We start from the raw sequence: 21,867 nt of genomic DNA, 5'->3' as shown, positions 1-21,867 counted from the left end.
CTCCAGAGGCCTAAGCGGCCGGTTCAGGTGGATTATTCTAGGCGCTCAACCGTCTGTACACCCCGTTTTTACTGGGCAAAACGTGAAACGCGGAAAAAAGCCAAAGAAGGTGTACACAACACCGATCAATCCGCGTAAAAAGCCATGCGCCTGACATCGCCTGCAGGTTCGCTTCTACTTTCAACCACATTCGTTCCTGTCTATTTTTGTTCGTTTACGAATATTCACTGGAACTTTAGTGCCATTTAAGGTCGAATCCTGAGGTCGAGGATGGGGTTTCCTCGAGCTCGTTATAAGACGCGCACTGGTGAATTTCACACAGAGCCGCACAAGAACAAAAAAGAGGTTTTCATGACTAACGCACTGCAAGAACCAACGCTGAAAGGTCAATGTGTGGCCGAATTCATGGGCACTGCCCTGATGATTTTTTTCGGTACCGGCTGTGTCGCAGCGCTCAAGGTTGCGGGTGCCACGTTCGGGCTTTGGGAAATCAGCATCATCTGGGGTCTGGCGGTCGCCATGGCCATTTATCTGAGCGCAGGCGTTTCCGGGGCGCACCTCAATCCGGCAGTCAGCATCGCACTGAGCATTTTCGCCGGTTTTGAAAAACGAAAATTACCCTTCTACATTGCCGCGCAAATCGCAGGAGCTTTTTGCGGTGCCGGTCTTGTTTATCTGCTGTATATCAGCCTGTTCTTCGAATTCGAACAAACGCACCAGATGATTCGCGGCTCGGTTGCCAGCCTCGAACTGGCCTCTGCATTTTCCACTTACCCTAACCCGTCTATTTCTGTAGGCCAGGCGGCGCTGGTGGAGTGTGTGATCACTGCGATTCTGATGTGCGTCATCATGTCCCTGACTGACGACAACAACGGCCTGCCGCGCGGCGCCCTCGCGCCACTGCTTATCGGTTTGCTGGTCGCACTGATCGGTGCCTCGACAGCCCCATTGACAGGCTTCGCGATGAATCCGGCCCGTGATTTTGGTCCTAAACTGATGACGTTCCTGGCAGGCTGGGACGAGGTCGCGTTTACCGGCGGCCGTGACATCCCGTACTTTCTGATTCCGATTTTCGCGCCGATTCTCGGTGCGTGCCTCGGTGCCGCTGGCTATCGTGCGCTGATTGCGCGCCATCTGCCGCCCACCGTTCCTGCTGTAGAGACTGCGGCTGTAAAAGACGCTGACGTTGTTCCAGGCAAAGCCCAGATTTCATCTTGAATCTCGCGCGTCTGCTTTTAACTTCACCCATTAGCACAAGGCAATCGACATGACCGACTCACAGAACAAGAACTACATCATTGCCCTCGATCAGGGCACGACCAGCTCTCGTGCAATCATCTTTGACCGCGACGCCAATGTCGTCAGCACCGCGCAAAGCGAATTTGTTCAGCACTACCCGCAAGCGGGCTGGGTTGAACATGATCCAATGGAGATCTTCGCCACTCAAACCGCGTGCATGACCAAAGCACTGGCTCAGGCTGATCTGCACCACAACCAGATTGCTGCCATCGGTATCACCAACCAGCGTGAAACCACGGTTATCTGGGAAAAAGAAACCGGTCGCCCTATTTATAACGCCATCGTCTGGCAGTGCCGCCGCAGTACCGAAATCTGCCAGCAGCTCAAGCGTGACGGCATGGAAGAGTACATCAAGGACACCACTGGCCTGGTGATCGACCCGTACTTCTCGGGTACCAAGGTCAAGTGGATTCTCGACCACGTTGAAGGCAGCCGCGAGCGCGCCCGCAAAGGCGAACTGATGTTCGGCACCATTGATAGCTGGCTGATCTGGAAATTCACCGGCGGCAAAGTGCACGTCACCGATTACACCAACGCATCGCGCACCATGCTCTTCAACATCCATACCCTGGAATGGGATCAGCGCATGCTCGAAGTGCTGGATATTCCACGTGAGATGTTGCCGGAAGTGAAAAGCTCTTCCGAGGTCTATGGCCAGAGCAAAAGCGGTATTCCGATTGCCGGTATCGCAGGCGATCAGCAAGCCGCGTTGTTCGGTCAGATGTGCGTTGAGCCAGGCCAGGCCAAAAACACCTATGGCACCGGCTGCTTCCTGCTGATGAACACCGGCAAGAAAGCCGTTAAGTCCGCTCACGGCATGCTGACCACTATCGGTTGCGGCCCGCGCGGTGAAGTGGCGTATGCCCTTGAAGGCGCTGTGTTCAACGGCGGCTCGACCGTGCAATGGTTGCGCGACGAACTGAAAATCATCACCGACGCTGTCGACACCGAATACTTCGCCGGCAAGGTCAAAGACAGCAACGGCGTTTATCTGGTCCCGGCCTTCACCGGTTTGGGCGCTCCGTACTGGGACCCGTATGCCCGTGGTGCATTGTTCGGTCTGACACGCGGTGTGAAAGTCGATCACATCATTCGCGCAGCGCTGGAATCCATCGCCTACCAGACCCGCGACGTTCTGGACGCCATGCAGCAGGATTCCGGCGAACGCCTGAAATCGCTGCGGGTTGACGGCGGCGCAGTGGCCAACAACTTCCTCATGCAGTTCCAGGCCGACATCCTCGGCACTACGGTTGAACGCCCGAAAATGCGTGAGACCACAGCACTGGGCGCGGCTTATCTGGCCGGTTTGGCCATCGGCTTCTGGAGCAGCCTGGACGAGTTGAAAAACAAAGCCGTTATCGAGCGCGAGTTCGAGCCGCAATGCGCCGAAGAAGAGAAGGAAAAACTCTACGCCGGTTGGCAGAAGGCCGTAGCGCGCACCCGCGATTGGGAACCACACGAAAACAACGAGTAACCGTTACGCTTGCGACGGGTAGCAGGATCATGGCTAACGAGTTTCCGGCTGACAGGCAGTACATGCCTGCGGCATCATGGGCCGCATTTGGCAGCCTGTAAGGAAACCCAACAAAAATGAATCTGCCTCCCCGTCAGCAGCAAATCCTCGAACTGGTCCGTGAACGCGGCTACGTCAGCATCGAGGAAATGGCCACGCTGTTCGTCGTGACCCCGCAGACCATCCGCCGCGATATCAATCAGCTTGCGGAATCGAACCTGTTGCGCCGCTACCACGGCGGCGCAGCTTATGACTCAAGCATCGAAAACACCGCCTACGCCATGCGTGCGGATCAGATGCGCGATGAGAAGCAGCGGATTGGCGAAGCCATTGCCGCACAAATCCCCGATCACGCGTCGATATTCATCAACATCGGTACTACCACCGAATCGATCGCGCGCGCCCTGCTCAACCACAACAACCTGAAAATCATCACTAACAACCTTCATGTGGCCTCGATGCTCAGCGCCAAGGAGGACTTCGACGTCCTGCTGGCGGGAGGCAACGTGCGCCGTGACGGCGGTGTGATGGGTCAGGCCAGCGTGGATTTCATCAACCAGTTCAAAGTCGACTTCGCGCTGGTGGGCATCAGCGGGATTGATGAAGACGGCAGCCTGCTGGACTTCGACTATCAAGAAGTACGCGTCTCCCAGGCGATCATTGCCAACGCCCGGCAGGTCATCCTGGCCGCCGACTCCAGCAAGTTCGGCCGCAATGCCATGGTGCGTCTCGGCCCGATCACCCTGATTGACTGTCTGGTAACCGATCAAGCTCCCGCTCCGGCGCTGGTGCAGTTGCTGGCGCAGAACAAGATTCGGCTGGAAGTGGTGTAGTTAACTTTCCTGACAACACACATCTACCCCTGTGGGAGCTGGGCTCGCCCGCGATAAACGATAACGCGGTATGTCTACTGGCTGCGTCTCATGCATCGCGAGCAAGCTCGGCTCCCACGAGACCAACGTCCCGCACCCATGTTCACTTTTGTTCTTTTCCCCCTCCACGATCAGTATTTTCAATGACAACTGACTGGAAGCCCCTGCGTTATTGAGCTATGATTTTCGAAAATGAACATTAATGTTCGAATTCGTTATCCGAACAATAAACTCAGGAGGCCACCGATGCCCCATTCCAACCTGTCTACACCGCCACTTTCCGAGGTCTACGACATCGCCGTCATCGGTGGTGGGATCAATGGTGTCGGGATCGCAGCGGATGCCTCCGGTCGCGGTCTGTCAGTTTTTCTGTGCGAAAAAGACGACCTGGCCAGCCACACCTCTTCTGCCAGCAGCAAATTGATTCACGGTGGCTTGCGCTATCTGGAACATTACGAATTTCGTCTGGTGCGTGAAGCACTGGCTGAGCGTGAAGTGCTGTTGGCCAAGGCGCCACACATCGTCAAACCAATGCGCTTTGTCCTGCCACACCGCCCACACCTGCGCCCTGCGTGGATGATTCGCGCTGGCTTGTTCCTTTACGACCACTTGGGCAAACGCGAGAAGCTGCCGGGTTCGCGCAGCCTGCGCTTCGGCAGCGAAAGTCCGCTGAAATCGAATATTACTCACGGTTTCGAATACTCCGACTGCTGGGTCGACGACGCCCGCCTCGTGGTGCTCAACGCCATGGCCGCCCGCGAACAGGGCGCGCACATTCACACCCAGACGCGCTGCCTGAATGCCCGCCGTACTAACGGCCTGTGGCACCTGCACATGGAGCGCGCCGACGGCACGCTGTTCTCGATCCGCGCCAAGGCCTTGGTCAATGCTGCCGGGCCATGGGTTGCCAAGTTCATTCGTGACGACCTGAAGCTGGATTCGCCTTACGGCATCCGCCTGATTCAGGGCAGCCACTTGATCGTGCCGAAACTGTACGAAGGTGAAAACGCGTTCATCCTGCAGAACGAAGACCAGCGCATCGTGTTCGCGATTCCTTATCTGGAGCACTTCACCATCGTCGGCACCACGGACCGCGAGTATCAAGGTGATCCGAATAAGGTCGAGATTACTGATGGCGAGATGGACTACATGCTCAAAGTGGCCAACGACCACTTCAAAAAGCAACTGAGCCGCGATGATGTGATCAGCACATGGTCCGGCGTTCGCCCGCTGTGCAACGATGAGTCAGACAATCCTTCGGCCATCACCCGGGACTACACCTTGTCGTTGTCCGGTAGCGCTGATGAAGCCCCTATCCTTTCGGTATTCGGTGGCAAGCTGACCACCTATCGCAAGCTGGCAGAGTCGGCGATGGCTCAATTGGCTCCATTCTTCAAACAGATGAAGCCGAGCTGGACCGCCAAAGCCAGCCTGCCTGGCGGCGAAGACATGACTACCCCAGCCGAGTTGGCCAACCAGTTGACGAGCCGCTTCGTCTGGCTGCCAAGCGAAATCGCGCAACGCTGGGCACGCACTTACGGCAGCCGCACCTGGCGCCTGTTGGAAGGCGTACAGAGCATTGCCGACCTGGGTGATCATTTGGGCGCTGGCTTGTACACACGCGAAGTCGATTACCTGTGCAGCACTGAATGGGCAACGGCCGCCGATGACATTCTGTGGCGCCGCAGTAAACTCGGCCTGTTCATGACGGCTGAAGAGCGCGAAGGCGTTCAACAGTATCTGGACACCGTGGCGCGTAACAAAGGTGCTTTCGCAGCGGCTTGATGCGCTGACCCTTGTAGGAGCTGACGAAGGCTGCGATGCGATGCCCCTGATGCACCGCTTCGCAGCCTTCGGCAGCTCCTACAACATCTGATCCCGCGCTCCAACCTGATGTATCAGACCCAAAATATCTGCAGTTCTGCCGTTAATGCACCATTCGGATTTCCGAACATCCCTCCCCCATTAGTTCGGCATCCCGGACGCCAGACATTATCCCGCCAAACACAAACACCATATTAAAGCCTTATAAATCATAACGTTAACCTCAAATAAACAGCTTGGCACGCCTCCTGCTCTGTACTGATCAGTCGATCGCTTCGACCGTAGCCTGTCTCCTGTCGGCCGCAGTTGAAGCATGGGCCGAAGAGGCGGGCCGCCAGGTAGCAGGCCCCATAAAAAAAACAATCCGAGGTATCACCGATGCGCATCGTTCCCCATCTTCTGGGCGCAGCAATTACTGCTGCTCTGATCAGCTCTCCAGTTTTCGCCGCCGAATTGACCGGCACTCTGAAGAAAATCAAAGAGTCCGGCACTATCACCCTCGGTCACCGCGACGCTTCGATCCCCTTCTCCTACATCGCTGACGCTTCCGGCGTACCGGTTGGCTACTCTCACGACATCCAGCTGAAAATCGTCGAAGCCATCAAGAAAGACCTGGACATGCCGGACCTGAAGGTCAAGTACAACCTGGTCACTTCGCAAACCCGTATCCCGCTGGTACAGAACGGCACTGTTGACGTTGAATGTGGCTCGACCACCAACAACGTTGAGCGCCAGCAACAGGTCGACTTCTCGGTCGGCATTTTCGAGATCGGTACCCGTCTGCTGTCCAAAGCGACTTCGGAATACAAGGATTTCGATAACCTGAAAGGCAAGAACGTCGTGACCACCGCGGGCACCACGTCCGAGCGCATCCTCAAGTCCATGAACGCTGACAAGCAAATGGGCATGAACGTGATCTCGGCCAAAGACCACGGTGAATCCTTCCAGATGCTGGAATCGGGTCGCGCAGTCGCGTTCATGATGGACGACGCCTTGCTGGCCGGTGAAATGGCCAAGGCCAAGAAGCCAACAGACTGGGCCGTTACCGGCACTCCACAGTCGTACGAAATCTACGGATGCATGGTGCGTAAAGGCGACGAGCCGTTCAAGAAAGCCGTCGATGACGCCATCGTTGCGACCTACAAGTCGGGCGAGATCAACAAGATCTACGAAAAGTGGTTCCAGGCTCCGATCCCGCCAAAAGGCTTGAACCTGAACTTCCCGATGAGCGACGAGCTGAAAAAACTGATCGCTGAACCGACTGATAAAGCGGCTGACGACAAAAAGGCTTAATCGCCAATAACCAAATCGTCAATAAAAAAGCCTGAAACCGCCCTATGCGGTTTCAGGATGCCGTGCATGCATCTGGATCGATCAGAGGGGAGACCCTGATGAATTACAACTGGGACTGGGGCGTATTCTTCAAGTCCGCTGGCGTTGGCAGCGAAACCTATCTGGACTGGTTCATTTCCGGTCTGGGCTGGACTATCGCCATTGCTGTCGTCGCCTGGATTATTGCCTTGCTGCTGGGCTCCGTACTGGGCGTCATGCGCACTGTGCCGAACCGTGTGGTGGCCGGCATTGCCACGGTCTACGTGGAAATCTTCCGTAATGTGCCGCTGCTGGTGCAGCTGTTCATCTGGTACTTCCTGGTGCCGGACCTGCTGCCCGAAGGCATGCAGGAGTGGTACAAGCAAGACCTGAACCCGACAACCTCCGCGTTTCTCAGCGTAATCGTTTGTCTGGGTCTGTTCACTGCCGCGCGAGTATGTGAACAAGTGCGCACCGGTATCGAAGCGCTGCCTCGCGGCCAGGAGTCTGCAGCCCGCGCCATGGGTTTCAGCCTGCCGCAAATCTACTGGAACGTGCTGCTGCCGCAGGCGTACCGGATCATTATTCCGCCGCTCACCTCCGAATTCCTCAACGTGTTCAAGAACTCGTCAGTGGCGTCGTTGATCGGCCTGATGGAATTGCTCGCGCAGACTAAACAGACCGCGGAGTTCTCCGCCAACCTGTTCGAAGCCTTCACTCTGGCGACACTGATCTATTTCACCCTGAACATGAGCCTGATGTTGCTGATGCGCGTGGTCGAGAAGAAAGTCGCTGTGCCCGGACTGATCTCCCTGGGGGGCAAATAATGGATATGGACTTCTCAGGAGTCGTGCAAGCCATTCCCGGCATGTGGAACGGCATGGTCATGACTCTGCAACTGATGGTCATGGGCATTATCGGCGGCTTGGTGCTTGGCACCATTCTGGCCTTGATGCGCCTGTCGTCGAGCAAGCTGCTGGCCAGCGTGGCCGGTGCTTACGTCAACTATTTCCGCTCCATTCCGCTGCTGCTGGTCATCACCTGGTTCTATCTGGCAGTGCCGTTCGTGCTGCGCTGGATTACTGGCGAAGACACGCCTATCGGCGCATTCACCTCCTGCGTCGTGGCTTTCATGATGTTCGAGGCGGCCTACTTCTGCGAAATCGTCCGTGCCGGTGTGCAGTCGATTTCCAAAGGCCAGATGGGCGCAGCACAAGCGCTGGGCATGACCTACGGGCAAATGATGCGGTTGATCATCCTGCCTCAGGCCTTCCGCAAGATGACCCCGCTGCTGTTGCAGCAAAGCATCATTCTGTTTCAGGACACCTCGCTGGTTTACACCGTAGGCCTGGTGGACTTCCTCAACGCCTCGCGGGCCAGTGGCGACATCATTGGCCGTGCCAATGAGTTCCTGATCATCGCCGGTCTGGTGTACTTCACGATCAGCTTTGCCGCCTCGTTGCTGGTGAAGCGTCTGCAAAAAAGGTTCGCCGTATGATTTCCATCAAAAACGTTAACAAGTGGTATGGCGACTTCCAGGTGCTGACTGATTGCAGCACCGAGGTCAAAAAAGGCGAAGTGGTCGTGGTCTGCGGTCCTTCGGGCTCCGGCAAATCGACCCTGATCAAGTGTGTGAACGCCCTGGAACCGTTCCAGAAAGGCGACATCATCGTTGACGGCACTTCGATTGCCGACCCGAAAACCAACCTGCCGCAATTACGCTCCCGGGTTGGCATGGTGTTCCAGCACTTCGAACTGTTCCCGCACCTGAGCATCGTTGAAAACCTGACGATTGCGCAGATTAAAGTGTTGGGGCGCAGCAAGGAAGAAGCCACTGAAAAAGGCCTGAAGCTGCTGGATCGCGTCGGTCTTTCCGCCCACGCCAACAAGCATCCCGGCCAACTGTCCGGCGGTCAGCAACAGCGTGTGGCGATTGCCCGCGCACTGGCCATGGACCCGATCGTGATGCTGTTCGACGAGCCGACCTCGGCGCTCGACCCGGAAATGGTCAACGAAGTGCTCGACGTGATGGTGCAGCTGGCTCAGGAAGGCATGACCATGATGTGCGTGACCCACGAAATGGGCTTCGCCCGCAAAGTGGCCAACCGCGTGATCTTCATGGATCAGGGCCAGATCGTTGAAGACTGTGAGAAAGAAGAGTTCTTCGGTGATGTCAGCGCCCGCTCCGAACGTGCGCAGCAGTTCCTCGCCAAAATCCTTCAGCACTAAAAGCGACACCTGGCAGCGGCCCGGCTCCTTGAAGCGTCGGGCCGCTGTTCGGCTCAGGACGACTGTGATGAAATGCGACTCCAATCTTTATCGCGCCGCGCCGCCATCACTTGCCGTGAAACCCCGTCTGATTCGCCACCTGTTTCTGCCGCCGTTGATCATCGTGCTGATGTTCGGCCTAGGCTACGTCGCCTATTTGATCAGCGAACACTACGGCATCAAAACCCTGAGCGAGAGCGGTGAACGCCAGCTTGAGCTGCATGCCCGCACCCTCGAAAGTGAAATCAACAAATACACCTATTTACCCAGCGTGCTGGAGCTGGAGTCCAGTGTTTCAGCACTGCTCAACGACCCGACGCCCGAGCTGCGCAGCGAGGTCAACGATTACCTTGAAGGTCTGAACCGCCGCAGCCGTAGCCGCGCGATTTATGTGCTCGACACCACCGGTCGGGTATTGGCCACCAGTAACTGGCGCGATGCCGACAGCTATCTGGGTGAAGACCTGTCATTCCGCGCCTATTTCCAGGATGCCGTGCGCGGCTTGCCGGGACGCTTCTACGGTATCGGCAGCACCACCGGCGAGCCCGGTTATTACCTGGCGCACGGCCTGGAAGAGAAAGGCAAGATCGTCGGCGTGGCGGTAATCAAAGTGCAGCTTGAAGCTCTGGAGCAACGCTGGCAACGTGCGCGACTGGAGGCCTTCGTCAGTGACGAGAATGGCATCATCATTCTCTCCAGCGACCCGGCCCGCCGTCTGAAATCGGTACGCCCGCTCACGCCGGAAATCAAAGAACGCCTGGCCCGCAGCCTGCAATATTACTGGTGGCCACTCAACGAACTGGTGCCGCTGGAGCGCGAGTTGCTTTCGGAGGGCGTGGAGAAGCTGACCTTCCCGGCCAACGTCAGCGTCGACCTTGAACACAAACAAGTCAGCTATCTGGCCCAGACCCGTCAGCTCAGCGATACACCCTGGCACCTGACGTTACTGACCCCCCTCGAAGATCTGCGCCGCGAAGCCGGTAGCCAGGGCATGCTGGTCGCCGTGGCCTGTGCATTAGTCGCGTTCCTGCTGATCGCCTGGAATGAGCGCCGTAAAGTCCTCTCCACGCGCCTCGCCGCACGTGAAGCCCTGCAAGCCGCCAACGACGAACTGGAGCGCAAGATTGCCGAACGCACCGAGCATTTGCGCGCCAGCAACGAACGCCTCAAGGGTCAGATTCGCGAACGTCGGCAGGCTGAAGACACCTTGCGCAAAGCGCAGGACGAACTGGTTCAGGCAGGTAAGCTGGCGGCGATCGGGCAGATGTCCACCAGCATTGCCCACGAGCTTAACCAGCCGCTCGCCGCGCTGCGCACCTTGTCCGGCAATACCGTGCGTTTCCTCGAACGGGGCGCGCTGGATACCGCCAGCACCAACTTGCGCACCATCAACGATCTGGTCGACCGCATGGGCCGCATCACCGCCAGCCTGCGCGCCTTCGCCCGTCGCGGCGATGACAAGGGCCAGGCGAAGCTGAGCAAAGCCGTTGAGGCGGCGTTGCAATTGCTGGCACCTCGCTTGGAAAACTTCTCTCTTGAGTTACATCAGTTGTATGCCGACGCCGATCTGATGATTGATCAGACTCGACTTGAGCAGATTCTGGTCAATTTGATCGGCAACGCTCTGGACGCCATGCACGCGCAGCCCTTGCCGGAAATCTGGCTTGAGGGCTCGATGATCGAGGGCCGCTACTGCCTGCGGGTTCGGGACAACGGCCACGGCATAGACGACGAGACCCGCAAGCATCTGTTCGAACCGTTTTTCACCACCAAACCCGGTGAACAAGGTCTGGGACTGGGCCTCACCCTCTCCGCCAGCCTCGCCGCCGCAACCGGTGGTAGCCTGAGCGCTGAACAGCCGGAGCATGGCGGTACAGAGTTTGTGTTGTGGTTGCCGGTGGTGAAAGAAGTATGAGGAAACGACTTGTGGGAGCAGAGCTTGCTCGCGATAAGGCTGGATGCAATGGACGTGACATATGCAGTGTCCTTATCGCGAGCAAGCTCTGCTCCCACAGGGGCGTATTTCAATTCAAAACTGATGGCGTGCGATGAGACCTTCAAATGACCACTGACCTGACCGTACTCATCGTCGAAGACGACCCCCACGTCTTGCTCGGCTGCCAACAGGCGCTGGCGCTGGAGGACATTCCCAGTGAAGGTGTGGGCAGTGCCGAGGAAGCGCTTGAACGGATCGGCGATAACTTTGCCGGGATTGTGATCAGTGACATTCGGCTGCCGGGCATCGACGGCCTGGAGTTGCTCAGCCGTCTCAAATCTCGTGACCGTAGCCTGCCGGTAGTGTTGATCACCGGCCATGGCGACATCTCCATGGCGGTGAATGCCATGCGCGACGGCGCTTATGACTTCATGGAGAAGCCTTTCTCCCCTGAGCGCCTGGTGGAAGTCACCCGTCGTGCACTGGAGCAACGGGGTCTGGCGCGAGAAGTCTGGGCATTGCGCAAGCAACTGGCTGAGCGCGATTCCCTTGAAGGCAAAATCATCGGCCGCTCCCCGGCCATGCAGAATCTACGGGCGCTGATTGCCAACGTCGCCGACACCTCAGCCAATGTGCTGATCGAAGGTGAAACCGGCACCGGTAAGGAACTGGTCGCGCGCTGCCTGCACGATTTCAGTCGTCGGCATCAGCAACAGTTCGTCGCGCTCAACTGCGGTGGCCTGCCGGAGACCCTGTTCGAAACCGAGATCTTCGGCCACGAATCCAACGCCTTTACAGGTGCAGGCAAGCGGCGCATCGGCAAGATCGAACATGCGCACAATGGCACGCTGTTCCTCGATGAAGTGGAAAGCATGCCAATCAGTCTGCAGATCAAACTGCTACGGGTTCTGCAGGAGCGCACGCTAGAACGACTGGGCTCCAATCAGAGTGTCGAAGTCGATTGTCGGGTGATCGCTGCCACCAAATCCGACCTTGATGAGCAAAGTAAAGCCGGACAGTTTCGCAGCGACCTGTATTACCGGCTTAACGTGGTGACGCTGGAGTTGCCGCCTCTACGGGAACGTCGCGAAGACATCCTGCAACTGTTCGAGCATTTTTTGCAGCTGTCCGCGCTGCGTTTTGATCGCGATACACCGCAACTGGACCCGCAAACCTTATCCAGCCTGATGAGCCACGACTGGCCGGGCAACGTGCGCGAGCTGCGCAATGTTGCCGAGCGCTTCGCGTTGGGCCTGCCAGCGTTCAAAAAACCTAATGCAAGCCTTGAAGAAAGCCAGAGCCTGGGCTTTGCCGAGGCAGTAGAAGCCTTCGAGAAAAACCTGCTCAGCGAAGCCCTGCAGCGCAGCGGCGGCAATCTTAGCCAGGCCAGCCAGGAGCTGGGCATGGCCAAGACCACACTGTTTGATAAGGTCAAAAAATATGGCCTTGGATAATTCATCGAATCTGTAGGAGCTCACGAGCACCGCGAGGCAGCGATGGCGGTGTTTCAGGCAGGCCGCTATCGCTGCCTCGCGGTGCTCGTAAGCTCCTACAGGATGCGGATTTCAACTTTAGGAAGGGGATTCTGTGGACCTGTTGTTCAAAGCCCTGCTAGGCGCAGCCGTCGTGGTCATTCTCGCCGCACTGGCCAAGACCAAAAATTACTACATCGCAGGCCTGGTGCCGCTGTTCCCGACCTTCGCCTTGATCGCTCATTACATCGTTGGCAAAGGCCGCTCACTGGACGACCTGAAGACCACCATCCTGTTTGGCATGTGGTCGATCATCCCCTACTTTATTTATCTTGCGGCGCTTTACCTGCTGGTCGATCGCTGGCGGCTGGAGGTTTCCCTCGCATTGGCCGCCGTTGCGTGGCTGATAGCGGCCACGTTGCTGGTGACGGTGTGGGTAAGATTTCACGGTTGAACACACGTGTGGGGTGCATGTCATGGGACCGGCTTTAGCCGGGAAGAGGCCAGTACAGTCACTGCATTTTCATCATGAGAAATGCCGCCTTCCCGGTTAAAGCCGGTTCCACGTCCGTTTACCCGGCCCTCACCAACGCCTCCACTTCCTGCGCATCCGGCGATGTCGCCGGCCCCCAGCGAGTCACAGCAATTGCCGCCGCAGCATTAGCTCGCAATGCCGCCTGCTCCCACGAACAGCCCGCCGCCAGATTGGCAAGTAACACGCCTGCATGGGCATCACCTGCGCCATTTGTGTCGATGGCCTGAACCGGAAAACCGCCTACATGCCGCGTCTCCCGATGCTGGCGAACCCAGCAGCCTTTCGGCCCGTCGCGGACCACGATCAAGGCGTCATCCGGCAGCAGCTCATCCAGCCGGTCAAGCGCCTGTGCAATGTCTTCGCACTGAGTGAAACGCAACGCCTCTTCGCAATTGCTGCTCCACAAATCAAGCCGAGGCAGCAACGCCCTGACCTGCGGCGCATCGGGCGAATGCACCAGCGGGCCCGGATCGAACGCCACGGTCACACTGGTCGGCAACGACCCCAGCCAATCCAGCAGGCTCTGCACCTTGCCTTCGTGCAACAAGCTGTAGCCACTGACGTAAACATAGTCATCAGCTTGCACCATCACGTTGTTCAAATCCTGCGCCGACAAGCCGCCCTCGGCCCCCACATAAGAAATGAATGAGCGCTCAGCCGACGGCTCGATCAGCGCCACGGACAGCCCGGTGTCCTGTTCCTCGCTGCACGCAGCGCTGAATTGAATACCTTCAGCTGTCATGGCCTGACGTGCCAGGTCACCGAACTGGCCTTTGCCATGGCGACCCAGATAGATCACCGGCATGCCGTTGCGACGGGCCGCAGCCATGACGTTGAAACCACCACCGGCTTCGAACCGCGCGGAACTGGCCAGCACGTCGCCGCCCGAGGCGGGCAGCTTATCCAGCGCCATGACCAGGTCGACGACGACCTGGCCGGTGTGCAGCAATCTAGCGGGCATGTTGGACCTCTTCTGAAAACATTCGGCGATCTCGGGCACCGCCCAGGACGGCGTAAACACCACCCGCCACTAGGAAGGTCACGATCCAGCCCAGGCCGTTATGACCCAGCCATGAATCGGAGAGGAAACCGGTGAACAGCACGTTGTCCGCGGTAGTGGCGACGGTGGTAAAGCTGAAGCCCAGCACGATGGCCAATGCCCACGCCCCCAGCGCACGCCACTCCACGCCGCCGTTGTACCAATAGGCACTGCTCGGCGAGACATCCATCAGGTCTTTGCCCGAGTACACCTGGCGATGGATCAGGTCGACAATGAAGATCCCGACCCAAGCCGTGATCGGCACTGCCAGTAGCGAGATGAAGGTAATGAACGGGCCGTAGAAACTCTCGGCGATGAGCATGAAATAGATCGAGCCGATGAAAATCGCGACGATATCGACGATGACCGCGTGAACCCGTTTCACCTTTAAACCCAGGGTCAAGGTGGTCAGACCCGCCGAGTATACAGAGAGGTTATTCGACAGCAGCAAGCCACCAAACGCAGTGATCAGGTACGGCACCGCCATCCAGTTCGGCAACAATTCGCGGATCGCGATGATCGGGTCTGTGGCCGAAGCCAGGTGATCATTGCCCACAGACAACAGACCGCCAAGAGTAATCAGCAACACCAGCGGAATCCCTGCACCAAACGCCGCCGAAGCCACCAATCGCGTGGCTTTGACGCTGCGGTGCTGATAACGGGACATGTCTGCACCGGCGTTGGCCCAACCAATGCCGGTGCCCGCCGCCATGATACCCACGCCAATGATCATCGCGCTCAGCGGTGCAGGCGCCGCACTGAAAACGGCGTTCCAGTCGATATGGGCAATCAGGAATCCGCCGACCACCACGTTCAACGCGCCAAAGATGTACGTCGCCCATTTCTGAATGACCAGCAACGTAGCGTGGCCAAGACCGGAAACGCACAGCGTCATCAGTACGAAGATGGCGATGAACACCAGGGTCAGGGCCGGGGTGTTTTTCGCTTCAACCGGAGTACCGAACAGGATCGCGGACAGCGACAGCAGCACAAAGGCTGCCGTCGTGGTATTGACTGTTTCCCAACCCAGGCGCGACATCAGCGACACAATGGTCGGGCCGATATTGCCGCGTACGCCGAAGATGGCGCGAGACAGGGTCAGGCTGGGCGCACGTCCACGGCGACCGGCGATGGAGATCACCCCGACCACGGCAAACGAACCCGCCGCACCGAGAATCGCCACAATGATTGCCTGCCAGATCGACAAGCCTCGAAAGGCCACCAACGTCGCACCCAATGGCAAGCCGAGAATGCTGATGTTGGCGGCAAACCACACCCAGAACAGCTGCAACGGATGACCATTGCATTCGCTTTCGGGGACCGGCTCGATGCCGCGAGTTTCAAGTTGTCCTGCGCTTTGTGTGCCGTTCGATGAAGTCATGAGCCTAGCTCCAGTGCCGGTTATTTTGGTTGTGGGCAGTGCGGAATCAGTAACACGTCCGTGTCATGTGTGGCCGTCGGGACAGCCGGATGCCTGGCACCACGACGGTTACCCGCGTGGCGTCAGCATTCTTCACATCAACAAGCTCAGGCTGAACGCAAGGCCAGCAATCCCTCGACCAGAGCTGTCAGCTCCAGCCCGTTGACACGTTTGACCTGATCAATCAGCGCCGGTGGCCAGGCTTGCAAGCCCTGACTGGCCCCCAGAATCGCGCCCAGAATTGCCGCGATGGTGTCGGTGTCGCCGCCCAGGCTGGCCGCCATGCACAGCGCGTCAAATGCCGACAAACGATCCGCCGCGACCTGTTGAACCAGAGCGAAGGCCGCGACCACCGACTCCTGCGATGCGACGGACGTGCCGATGACGTCATAGAGCAAATCCGGCAATGCCTCGTTATCGCAATCGACGCACAACTGCTGCGCCCACTCGATACGTGCGCCGATGCGCCCGCCCGCCACCCAATGCCCGTGCTGTTCGCCCAGTTTGGCGGCGACGATGCCGAGCTTGAGCGCATCGCTCAGGCTCGCACCGTTGATCCCGGCGGAAACGGCGCCAGCCACTGCAGCAGCACTGGAAATACCCAAGGTGGTGTTGTGGGTGACCTGACAGGCCTGGATTACCGAAGCAATAAATCGCTGCGGGTCGGCGATGTCGGCAGCAATGCCCACCGGGGTGATGCGCATGGCGGCACCATTTGTGGTGCCAAATCGGCCAGACTCTTCAGGACTGTGGCCAGCGAGGATCATTTCGATAGCACGCTTGGTGGAAGGACCGAGCAAATCCTGTGACCCCTTGGCCTGCATCACCGCCTCCCAGTCGATCAGGCTTTGAGCCAGATCAGAAGGGTTGATGCGCCCTGCCCCGGCCACCAGCAATTGGCCGACCAGCACCGCCTGCTCGGTGTCATCGGTGATTGACCCTGCGGGCATGTTCGGCGCAATGGGTTGATCAGCATCGGCGGCCATCAAGGTCTGAATCCGGCCGAAACGCGCCTGGATCTGTGCACGATTCAACGACTGGGTCGGCATGCCCAAGGCGTCGCCCAAGGCCAGCCCGTAGAACGCCCCCAGGGCACGATCGGTTTTGTCGACAACAGTCATGACTGACCTCCGAACGCCAGATGCATCCGGAAATGCACCGGGTCCAGCAGACTTTCCACGTGTTCCATGAAGCGCTCATGGCGATCGTAAGTCGTGCGGATGGCTTTGAGAAAAACGCTGCCAGGCTTGCGCATCATCAACAATGCATCGTCAGCGCTGAGGGGCTCAGCGCCGATCCATTGATCTCCGCGATCACCGACGAAGCCGTGAGCGGCCAAAGTGATGGTCAGGGAATCTTCGATCAAACCAATGTCAGGCAGGTTTTCCAGCCCTTCGATGGCCGGGATCAACGCCCGCTCAAGGGAAACCACACTGCCATCGGCGGCACTGCGGCGGCGATCGATGGCGATGAAATGGGCTGTACCGAAACGGCTGTGCAGGTCTGCCCGCTCGACCTGCTGGATGCGCAGGATTTCGGTGGTAACCCTCGCCCCGGTATCGGCCAACGCCTGCGCCCAGCCGCTGCGCTGATCGAGGCTGATGCCGTCGTAGGTCACAATCGAACCGACACCGGATTGGGTGGCGATGTAATTGCGTCGTTTGAGTTCGGCGAGGGCTTCACGCAACGTGCCGCGGCTGACATCGAATTCCTGCGCCAGCAGATGCTCGCCCGGCAACAGATTGCCCGACTCCAGCTGGCCACATTCGATGCGTCGTGCAAGCTCATCCACCACGCGTTGTTTTTTATCAAATCGGACATGTCTAATCATGTACAAAGTGATAACCGATAGTGACCTCAGTCAGCAACATATATTTCAATGAAGAAGCAGTGAGCAATTGTGGGAGCAGAACTTGCTCGCGATAAGGCTGGACTCAATTCACCTTAGATTGCATGGGTCTTATCGTTGAAATGCCGCTCAGACCAAGCTTTGCAAGATGCCCGGACAGAGGCTAAATTTTCTTCTGCAGAAACACCGCCTTCCCGGCTGAAGCCGGTCCCACGTCGTCAATCAGCTTGCGGACAAACATAGAGTCTCCCACTGGAGGTCAGCAAAAGGACGGGCGGGTTATTTCCCCTCACCCAATATCTGACGAATGGCACTCACAAACACTTCAACCGGCTGCCCACCCGAGACCGCATATTGGTCATTGAAGACAATCGTTGGCACTGAACTGATGCCCCGTGAAACCCACAATTGCTCCTGCTCGCGAACCTCGGCCGCAAACTGGTCGCTGCTCAGAATCGCCTCGGCCCGAACACGATCAAGACCGACTCTCTGTGCAACATCGGCCAATACGCGATGGCTGGAAGGATCGGCAAGGTCTGTGAAATAAGCCGCGAACAATGCTTCTTTCAGTTCTTTTTGCTTGCCTTCAAGCTCAGCCCAGTGCAGCAGCCGGTGGGCGTCAAACGTGTTGTAGATACGACGGTCACCCTGGGTGAAAGTGAATCCCAGCTCGGCCCCACGCTGACGAATGTTTTCCCGGTTGGCGGCAGACTGCTCAGGCGTCGAACCGTATTTCTCGAAGATGTGCTCGTTCAGGTCCTGACCTTCGGCGGGCATGTTCGGGTTCAGCTCAAAAGGCTGGAAATGAATCTGCGCCCGAACTTCATCGCCCAATTCAGCGAGTGCTTCGTTCAGCGCGCGCAGACCGACGACACACCAGGGGCAGGACACATCAGAAACGAAATCGATTTTTAGCGGAGTGCTCATGGCAGGCTCTCTATGGAAAAGAAAGCCACCACGATACGCCTAAGTTGGAAGATTGTTCAAAGCTGAGCCATGTTCCGGCCGTCGTCGTGCTGCGCTCGCAAGTAGGGCAACACGGCGGCCAGCAAGGGCGCTTTGAAGGCTTCCTGAAAACGGTGCGCCAGGCCCGGAATCAGCCGCAACTGACTACCCCTAATGTGCGCCGCCACATGCACGCCATGCATCACCGGCAATAATGGGTCAGCGGTGCCGTGTACCACCAGCACCGGCAGACGAAGACGGTCGAGCAATTCCACCCGGCTAGGCTCGGCCAGAATCGCCAGGATCTGACGCTTCACGCCTTCAGGATTGAACGCCCGGTCGTAGGACGCGGCGGCCTGTTGCAACAACATGGCGCGGTCATCTTTGACTTCCGGGCTACCCAACGCCGCGAGCAAGTCAGCCTGTTGTTCCAGCGCTGCATCGCGATTTGGCGCACCGCGCTTGGCCAACAATTGCAGCAACGCAGCATTGGGCATCGGTAAACCCTGCGCTCCAGAGCTGGTCATGATCAAGGTCAGGCTTTCAATGCGCTGCGGTGCAAGATCGGCCAGATGCTGCGCAATCATGCCGCCCATACTCGCGCCCAGCACATGGAACTGGCGAATCTGCAGCGCATCCATCAAACCCAGCGCATCGTCTGCCATGTCGGTCAATGAATACGGCGCAGACACCTGCAAGCCAAGCTTGTAGCGCAGCACTTCATAAGTGAGATTGGCGTTGGCTGGCGGGGCAATCCAGGTCGACAGACCGACGTCACGATTATCGTAGCGGATGACCCGATAACCCTGCTGACACAGCGCTGCCACGACTTCGTCAGGCCAGTGAATCAACTGGCCACCCAGCCCCATGACCAGCAACAAGGCAGGGTCGGATTCGTTGCCGATACTCTGATAAGCCAGCCGCACTTCTTTGAGCGCGGCTATCTGCACAGGAACATTGACATCACATTTGGAGGCCGCAAAAGACGGCAAGCCGCACAAAAGTGCGGCCAGAAAAAGAAGAACGCGCATTAACAAACACCAACAAACAGATCCCCAGTAGGCAACGAGTGTGATGAAGTTTTGCAAAGCGCGCTGCCACACTTACGTGACAGTTTGATGAAGGGGGCTGAGCGGTCGTTTTCGAGCCAACCGCACGACCTCGTGGGAGCAATCCCCCTTCGAAAATCAGGCCAACTGGCTGCGCAGTTGCCGCGCTGCGGCCACCATATTCACCAATGCCGCCTCGGTCTCGGGCCAGGCGCGGGTTTTCAGGCCGCAATCCGGGTTGACCCACAAACGCTCGGCCGGCACGTGCTGCACCGCCTTGCTCATCAACCGCACCATCTCTTCAGTGCCTGGGACTCTGGGCGAGTGAATGTCGTAAACCCCTGGGCCGATGTCGTTCGGATAGTCGAACGCCTTGAAGGCCTCCAGCAACTCCATGTCCGAGCGCGAGGTTTCGATAGTGATCACATCGGCATCCATCGCCGCTATGGACTCGATCACATCGTTGAATTCGCTGTAGCACATATGGGTATGGATCTGCGTTTCGTCCCGCACACCGCTGGCACACAAGCGAAAGGCTTCAACCGCCCAATCCAGATACTCCTGCCATTGCGCCCTGCGCAGCGGCAAGCCTTCGCGGAAAGCGGCCTCATCAATCTGCACAATCTTGATGCCGGCCGCTTCCAGGTCCACCACTTCATCGCGAATCGCCAGCGCCAGTTGTTGCGCCTGTACCTTGCGGGACACGTCTTCACGTGGGAACGACCACATCAACATGGTCACCGGACCGGTCAGCATGCCCTTCATCAGCTTGTCGGTCAGGCTTTGTGCATAGCTGATCCACTCCACGGTCATGGCCTGCGGGCGGCTCAGATCACCAAAGATCACTGCTGGTTTGACGCACCGAGAACCATAGCTCTGTACCCAGCCAAAGCGGGTGAATGCATAACCGTCCAGTTGCTCGGCGAAGTACTCGACCATATCGTTGCGCTCGGCCTCACCGTGTACCAGTACGTCCAGCCCAAGGCGCTCCTGAATCTGCACGGCATTGCGGATCTCATGACGCATCGCGTCGTGGTAATCATTGGCGGACAGCTTGCCCTGCTTGAAAGCCTGTCGCGCCAGGCGAATCGACGCAGTCTGTGGGAACGAGCCGATGGTCGTTGTCGGAAATGCAGGCAAATTCAAACGCTGACGTTGCCGCTCGATACGCTCGGCGAAGGCTGACTGGCGCTGGCTGTCCTGCGCGGTGATAGCAGCGATACGTGCCTGGACCTGCGGCTTGTGAATACGCGGCGATTGCAGGCGGCTGGTTTGTACGGCGCGGCTTTCGGCCAACGCATTTTTTATACTGTCTGGATCATTCAAAGCTTTGGTGAGCAGCGAAATTTCGCCACATTTCTGCACGGCAAATGCCAGCCAGCTTTTGAGTTCGGTATCGAGTTTGTCTTCACGGCTCAGATCAACCGGGCTGTGCAACAAGGAGCAAGAGCCGGCCACCCACAGATTGTCGCCAAAACGCTGCTGCGCTTCACGCAATTGATCCAGTGCTTGCTCAAGATCACAACGCCAGACATTGCGCCCGTTGACCACCCCCAGTGACAGCACTTTATAAGTCGGCAAGCGATCCAGCACCGCAGCCAGTTGGTCCGGCGCACGCACCAGATCAATGTGAAGACCGTCCACGGGCAACGAAGCCGTCAGCCCGAGATTGTCTTCCAGGCCACTGAAGTAGGTCGCGATCAGCTTCTTCAAGGGCGAGTATTGCAGGCTGTGATAAGCCCGCTCGAAGGCGTTTTTCCAGTCCTGAGGCAGGTCCAGCGTGAGGATCGGCTCGTCGATTTGCACCCATTCCACACCCTGCCCCGCCAGCCGACCGAGGATTTCCCCATACACCGGCAGCAGGCGTTCCAGCAGCTCCAGCTTGTCGAAGTTGTCGCCCTTGGCTTTGCCCAGCCACAGGTAAGTCAACGGCCCGATTAGCACTGGCTTGACCTTGTGGCCCAGAGCACGGGCTTCGTCCACCTCTTCGAACAACTGTTCCCAGCTCAGTTGGAAGCGCTGATCCTGAGTGAATTCCGGGACCAGATAGTGGTAGTTAGTGTCGAACCACTTGGTCAGCTCCTGAGCGTATTGCTCTTGACCATGGCTGCCGCCGCAGCAGCTTTCGGCACCGCGGGCCATGGCGAACAGGGTATCCAGCGTCGGCAAGCCGCGAGAATCTTTGGTGCCCGCAAAGCGCTCAGGAACTACACCGAACGCCAGTGAGTGGCCCAGCACCTGGTCGTACCAGGCAAAATCGCCTACCGGCAACAGGTCGATGCCCGCGTCTTTTTGCAGCTGCCAATGAGTGGCGCGCAGGTCTTGGCCGACACGGCGTAGACCGTCCTGATCAAGACTGCCTTTCCAATATGCTTCCAGCGCTTTTTTCAATTCGCGATCAGCACCGATGCGCGGAAAACCAAGATTGTGGGCCAAGGCCATGATGAAGCTCCTGTCGAAATATGACGCTATTGTCGACAGCCGGAGCAACGTGAGACAAACTCATTGTTTTCGTGTTGATCACAAAATCCATTC

18 protein-coding genes are annotated in these 21,867 nt (G+C 57.9%); 11 read left to right on the top strand and 7 right to left on the bottom strand.

Features of this window, described 5'->3' with window-relative positions; all coding sequences use genetic code 11:
* The first annotated feature begins 351 nt into the window (after window positions 1–351).
* The 11 genes from ABRP31_RS04970 to ABRP31_RS04920 all read left to right on the top strand — a co-directional run bounded on the left by ABRP31_RS04970 (window position 352) and on the right by ABRP31_RS04920 (window position 12,949).
* Window positions 352–1,218 (top strand): MIP/aquaporin family protein, encoded by an 867-nt coding sequence (locus tag ABRP31_RS04970; RefSeq protein ID WP_349972095.1) that lies wholly within the window; start codon window positions 352–354, stop codon window positions 1,216–1,218.
* Window positions 1,219–1,267: 49 nt separating this feature from the next.
* Window positions 1,268–2,773 (top strand): glycerol kinase GlpK, encoded by a 1,506-nt coding sequence (glpK, locus tag ABRP31_RS04965; protein ID WP_087269095.1) that lies wholly within the window; start codon window positions 1,268–1,270, stop codon window positions 2,771–2,773.
* A 116-nt stretch (window positions 2,774–2,889) separates the two neighbouring features.
* A complete protein-coding gene (locus tag ABRP31_RS04960) occupies window positions 2,890–3,645 on the top strand; it encodes a DeoR/GlpR family transcriptional regulator (protein ID WP_027900765.1) in 756 nt (251 codons plus the stop codon).
* A 285-nt stretch (window positions 3,646–3,930) separates the two neighbouring features.
* A complete protein-coding gene (glpD, locus tag ABRP31_RS04955; RefSeq protein ID WP_087269092.1) occupies window positions 3,931–5,469 on the top strand; it encodes a glycerol-3-phosphate dehydrogenase in 1,539 nt (512 codons plus the stop codon).
* Between the two features lie 417 nt (window positions 5,470–5,886).
* Window positions 5,887–6,801 carry a glutamate/aspartate ABC transporter substrate-binding protein gene (locus tag ABRP31_RS04950; protein ID WP_349972094.1) on the top strand — a complete coding sequence of 305 codons (915 nt, stop codon included), beginning with the start codon at window positions 5,887–5,889 and terminating at the stop codon, window positions 6,799–6,801.
* Window positions 6,802–6,899: 98 nt separating this feature from the next.
* On the top strand, window positions 6,900–7,646 hold the full coding sequence (locus ABRP31_RS04945) for an amino acid ABC transporter permease (protein WP_349972093.1): 747 nt from the start codon (window positions 6,900–6,902) through the stop codon (window positions 7,644–7,646).
* Window positions 7,646–8,317: an amino acid ABC transporter permease gene (locus tag ABRP31_RS04940; protein ID WP_167384359.1), complete on the top strand. Its 672-nt coding sequence runs from the start codon at window positions 7,646–7,648 to the stop codon at window positions 8,315–8,317. The genes ABRP31_RS04945 and ABRP31_RS04940 overlap by 1 nt, the downstream gene beginning before the upstream one ends.
* The gene (locus ABRP31_RS04935) at window positions 8,314–9,048 is read left to right on the top strand and encodes an amino acid ABC transporter ATP-binding protein (RefSeq protein ID WP_087269085.1); all 735 of its coding nucleotides are present in this window, start codon (window positions 8,314–8,316) and stop codon (window positions 9,046–9,048) included. Before ABRP31_RS04940 ends, ABRP31_RS04935 begins: the two co-directional genes overlap by 4 nt.
* Window positions 9,049–9,115: 67 nt before the next feature.
* On the top strand, window positions 9,116–11,002 hold the full coding sequence (locus ABRP31_RS04930; protein ID WP_349972092.1) for a sensor histidine kinase: 1,887 nt from the start codon (window positions 9,116–9,118) through the stop codon (window positions 11,000–11,002).
* A gap of 146 nt (window positions 11,003–11,148) precedes the next feature.
* Complete coding sequence (locus tag ABRP31_RS04925; RefSeq protein ID WP_349972091.1) at window positions 11,149–12,477, top strand: sigma-54 dependent transcriptional regulator; 1,329 nt, start codon at window positions 11,149–11,151, stop codon at window positions 12,475–12,477.
* Between the two features lie 142 nt (window positions 12,478–12,619).
* Window positions 12,620–12,949 (top strand): GlpM family protein, encoded by a 330-nt coding sequence (locus tag ABRP31_RS04920; protein WP_349971656.1) that lies wholly within the window; start codon window positions 12,620–12,622, stop codon window positions 12,947–12,949.
* Window positions 12,950–13,067: 118 nt separating this feature from the next.
* On the opposite strand, the gene ABRP31_RS04915 is transcribed toward ABRP31_RS04920, so the two are convergent.
* The 7 genes from ABRP31_RS04915 to metE all read right to left on the bottom strand — a co-directional run bounded on the left by ABRP31_RS04915 (window position 13,068) and on the right by metE (window position 21,774).
* Window positions 13,068–13,991, bottom strand: a complete 924-nt coding sequence (locus tag ABRP31_RS04915; RefSeq protein ID WP_349971535.1) for a PfkB family carbohydrate kinase — start codon at window positions 13,989–13,991, stop codon at window positions 13,068–13,070.
* Complete coding sequence (locus ABRP31_RS04910; protein ID WP_349971536.1) at window positions 13,981–15,450, bottom strand: cytosine permease; 1,470 nt, start codon at window positions 15,448–15,450, stop codon at window positions 13,981–13,983. The genes ABRP31_RS04915 and ABRP31_RS04910 overlap by 11 nt, the downstream gene beginning before the upstream one ends.
* Window positions 15,451–15,596: 146 nt before the next feature.
* A complete protein-coding gene (locus tag ABRP31_RS04905) occupies window positions 15,597–16,610 on the bottom strand; it encodes an ADP-ribosylglycohydrolase family protein (protein ID WP_349971537.1) in 1,014 nt (337 codons plus the stop codon).
* Complete coding sequence (locus ABRP31_RS04900; RefSeq protein ID WP_349971538.1) at window positions 16,607–17,320, bottom strand: GntR family transcriptional regulator; 714 nt, start codon at window positions 17,318–17,320, stop codon at window positions 16,607–16,609. The genes ABRP31_RS04905 and ABRP31_RS04900 overlap by 4 nt, the downstream gene beginning before the upstream one ends.
* Before the next feature lie 297 nt (window positions 17,321–17,617).
* Window positions 17,618–18,265 (bottom strand): DsbA family oxidoreductase, encoded by a 648-nt coding sequence (locus ABRP31_RS04895; protein WP_349971539.1) that lies wholly within the window; start codon window positions 18,263–18,265, stop codon window positions 17,618–17,620.
* 56 nt (window positions 18,266–18,321) lie between these two features.
* A complete protein-coding gene (locus ABRP31_RS04890; RefSeq protein ID WP_349971540.1) occupies window positions 18,322–19,314 on the bottom strand; it encodes an alpha/beta hydrolase in 993 nt (330 codons plus the stop codon).
* Between the two features lie 156 nt (window positions 19,315–19,470).
* The gene (metE, locus tag ABRP31_RS04885) at window positions 19,471–21,774 is read right to left on the bottom strand and encodes a 5-methyltetrahydropteroyltriglutamate--homocysteine S-methyltransferase (protein WP_349971541.1); all 2,304 of its coding nucleotides are present in this window, start codon (window positions 21,772–21,774) and stop codon (window positions 19,471–19,473) included.
* Window positions 21,775–21,867: the final 93 nt, after the last annotated feature.

This window comes from Pseudomonas caspiana, assembly GCF_040224095.2.
In the GTDB taxonomy this organism is placed as follows: domain Bacteria; phylum Pseudomonadota; class Gammaproteobacteria; order Pseudomonadales; family Pseudomonadaceae; genus Aquipseudomonas; species Aquipseudomonas caspiana.
This window is presented reverse-complemented; position numbering and strand designations above follow the sequence as displayed.

Coding starts and splice junctions, on each gene's coding strand:
- ABRP31_RS04970 (WP_349972095.1), top strand. CDS start 352: ATGACTAACGCACTGCAAGAACCAACGCTGAAAGGTCAATGTGTGGCC.
- glpK (WP_087269095.1), top strand. CDS start 1,268: ATGACCGACTCACAGAACAAGAACTACATCATTGCCCTCGATCAGGGC.
- ABRP31_RS04960 (WP_027900765.1), top strand. CDS start 2,890: ATGAATCTGCCTCCCCGTCAGCAGCAAATCCTCGAACTGGTCCGTGAA.
- glpD (WP_087269092.1), top strand. CDS start 3,931: ATGCCCCATTCCAACCTGTCTACACCGCCACTTTCCGAGGTCTACGAC.
- ABRP31_RS04950 (WP_349972094.1), top strand. CDS start 5,887: ATGCGCATCGTTCCCCATCTTCTGGGCGCAGCAATTACTGCTGCTCTG.
- ABRP31_RS04945 (WP_349972093.1), top strand. CDS start 6,900: ATGAATTACAACTGGGACTGGGGCGTATTCTTCAAGTCCGCTGGCGTT.
- ABRP31_RS04940 (WP_167384359.1), top strand. CDS start 7,646: ATGGATATGGACTTCTCAGGAGTCGTGCAAGCCATTCCCGGCATGTGG.
- ABRP31_RS04935 (WP_087269085.1), top strand. CDS start 8,314: ATGATTTCCATCAAAAACGTTAACAAGTGGTATGGCGACTTCCAGGTG.
- ABRP31_RS04930 (WP_349972092.1), top strand. CDS start 9,116: ATGAAATGCGACTCCAATCTTTATCGCGCCGCGCCGCCATCACTTGCC.
- ABRP31_RS04925 (WP_349972091.1), top strand. CDS start 11,149: ATGACCACTGACCTGACCGTACTCATCGTCGAAGACGACCCCCACGTC.
- ABRP31_RS04915 (WP_349971535.1), bottom strand. CDS start 13,991: ATGCCCGCTAGATTGCTGCACACCGGCCAGGTCGTCGTCGACCTGGTC.
- ABRP31_RS04910 (WP_349971536.1), bottom strand. CDS start 15,450: ATGACTTCATCGAACGGCACACAAAGCGCAGGACAACTTGAAACTCGC.
- ABRP31_RS04905 (WP_349971537.1), bottom strand. CDS start 16,610: ATGACTGTTGTCGACAAAACCGATCGTGCCCTGGGGGCGTTCTACGGG.
- ABRP31_RS04900 (WP_349971538.1), bottom strand. CDS start 17,320: ATGATTAGACATGTCCGATTTGATAAAAAACAACGCGTGGTGGATGAG.
- ABRP31_RS04895 (WP_349971539.1), bottom strand. CDS start 18,265: ATGAGCACTCCGCTAAAAATCGATTTCGTTTCTGATGTGTCCTGCCCC.
- ABRP31_RS04890 (WP_349971540.1), bottom strand. CDS start 19,314: ATGCGCGTTCTTCTTTTTCTGGCCGCACTTTTGTGCGGCTTGCCGTCT.
- metE (WP_349971541.1), bottom strand. CDS start 21,774: ATGGCCTTGGCCCACAATCTTGGTTTTCCGCGCATCGGTGCTGATCGC.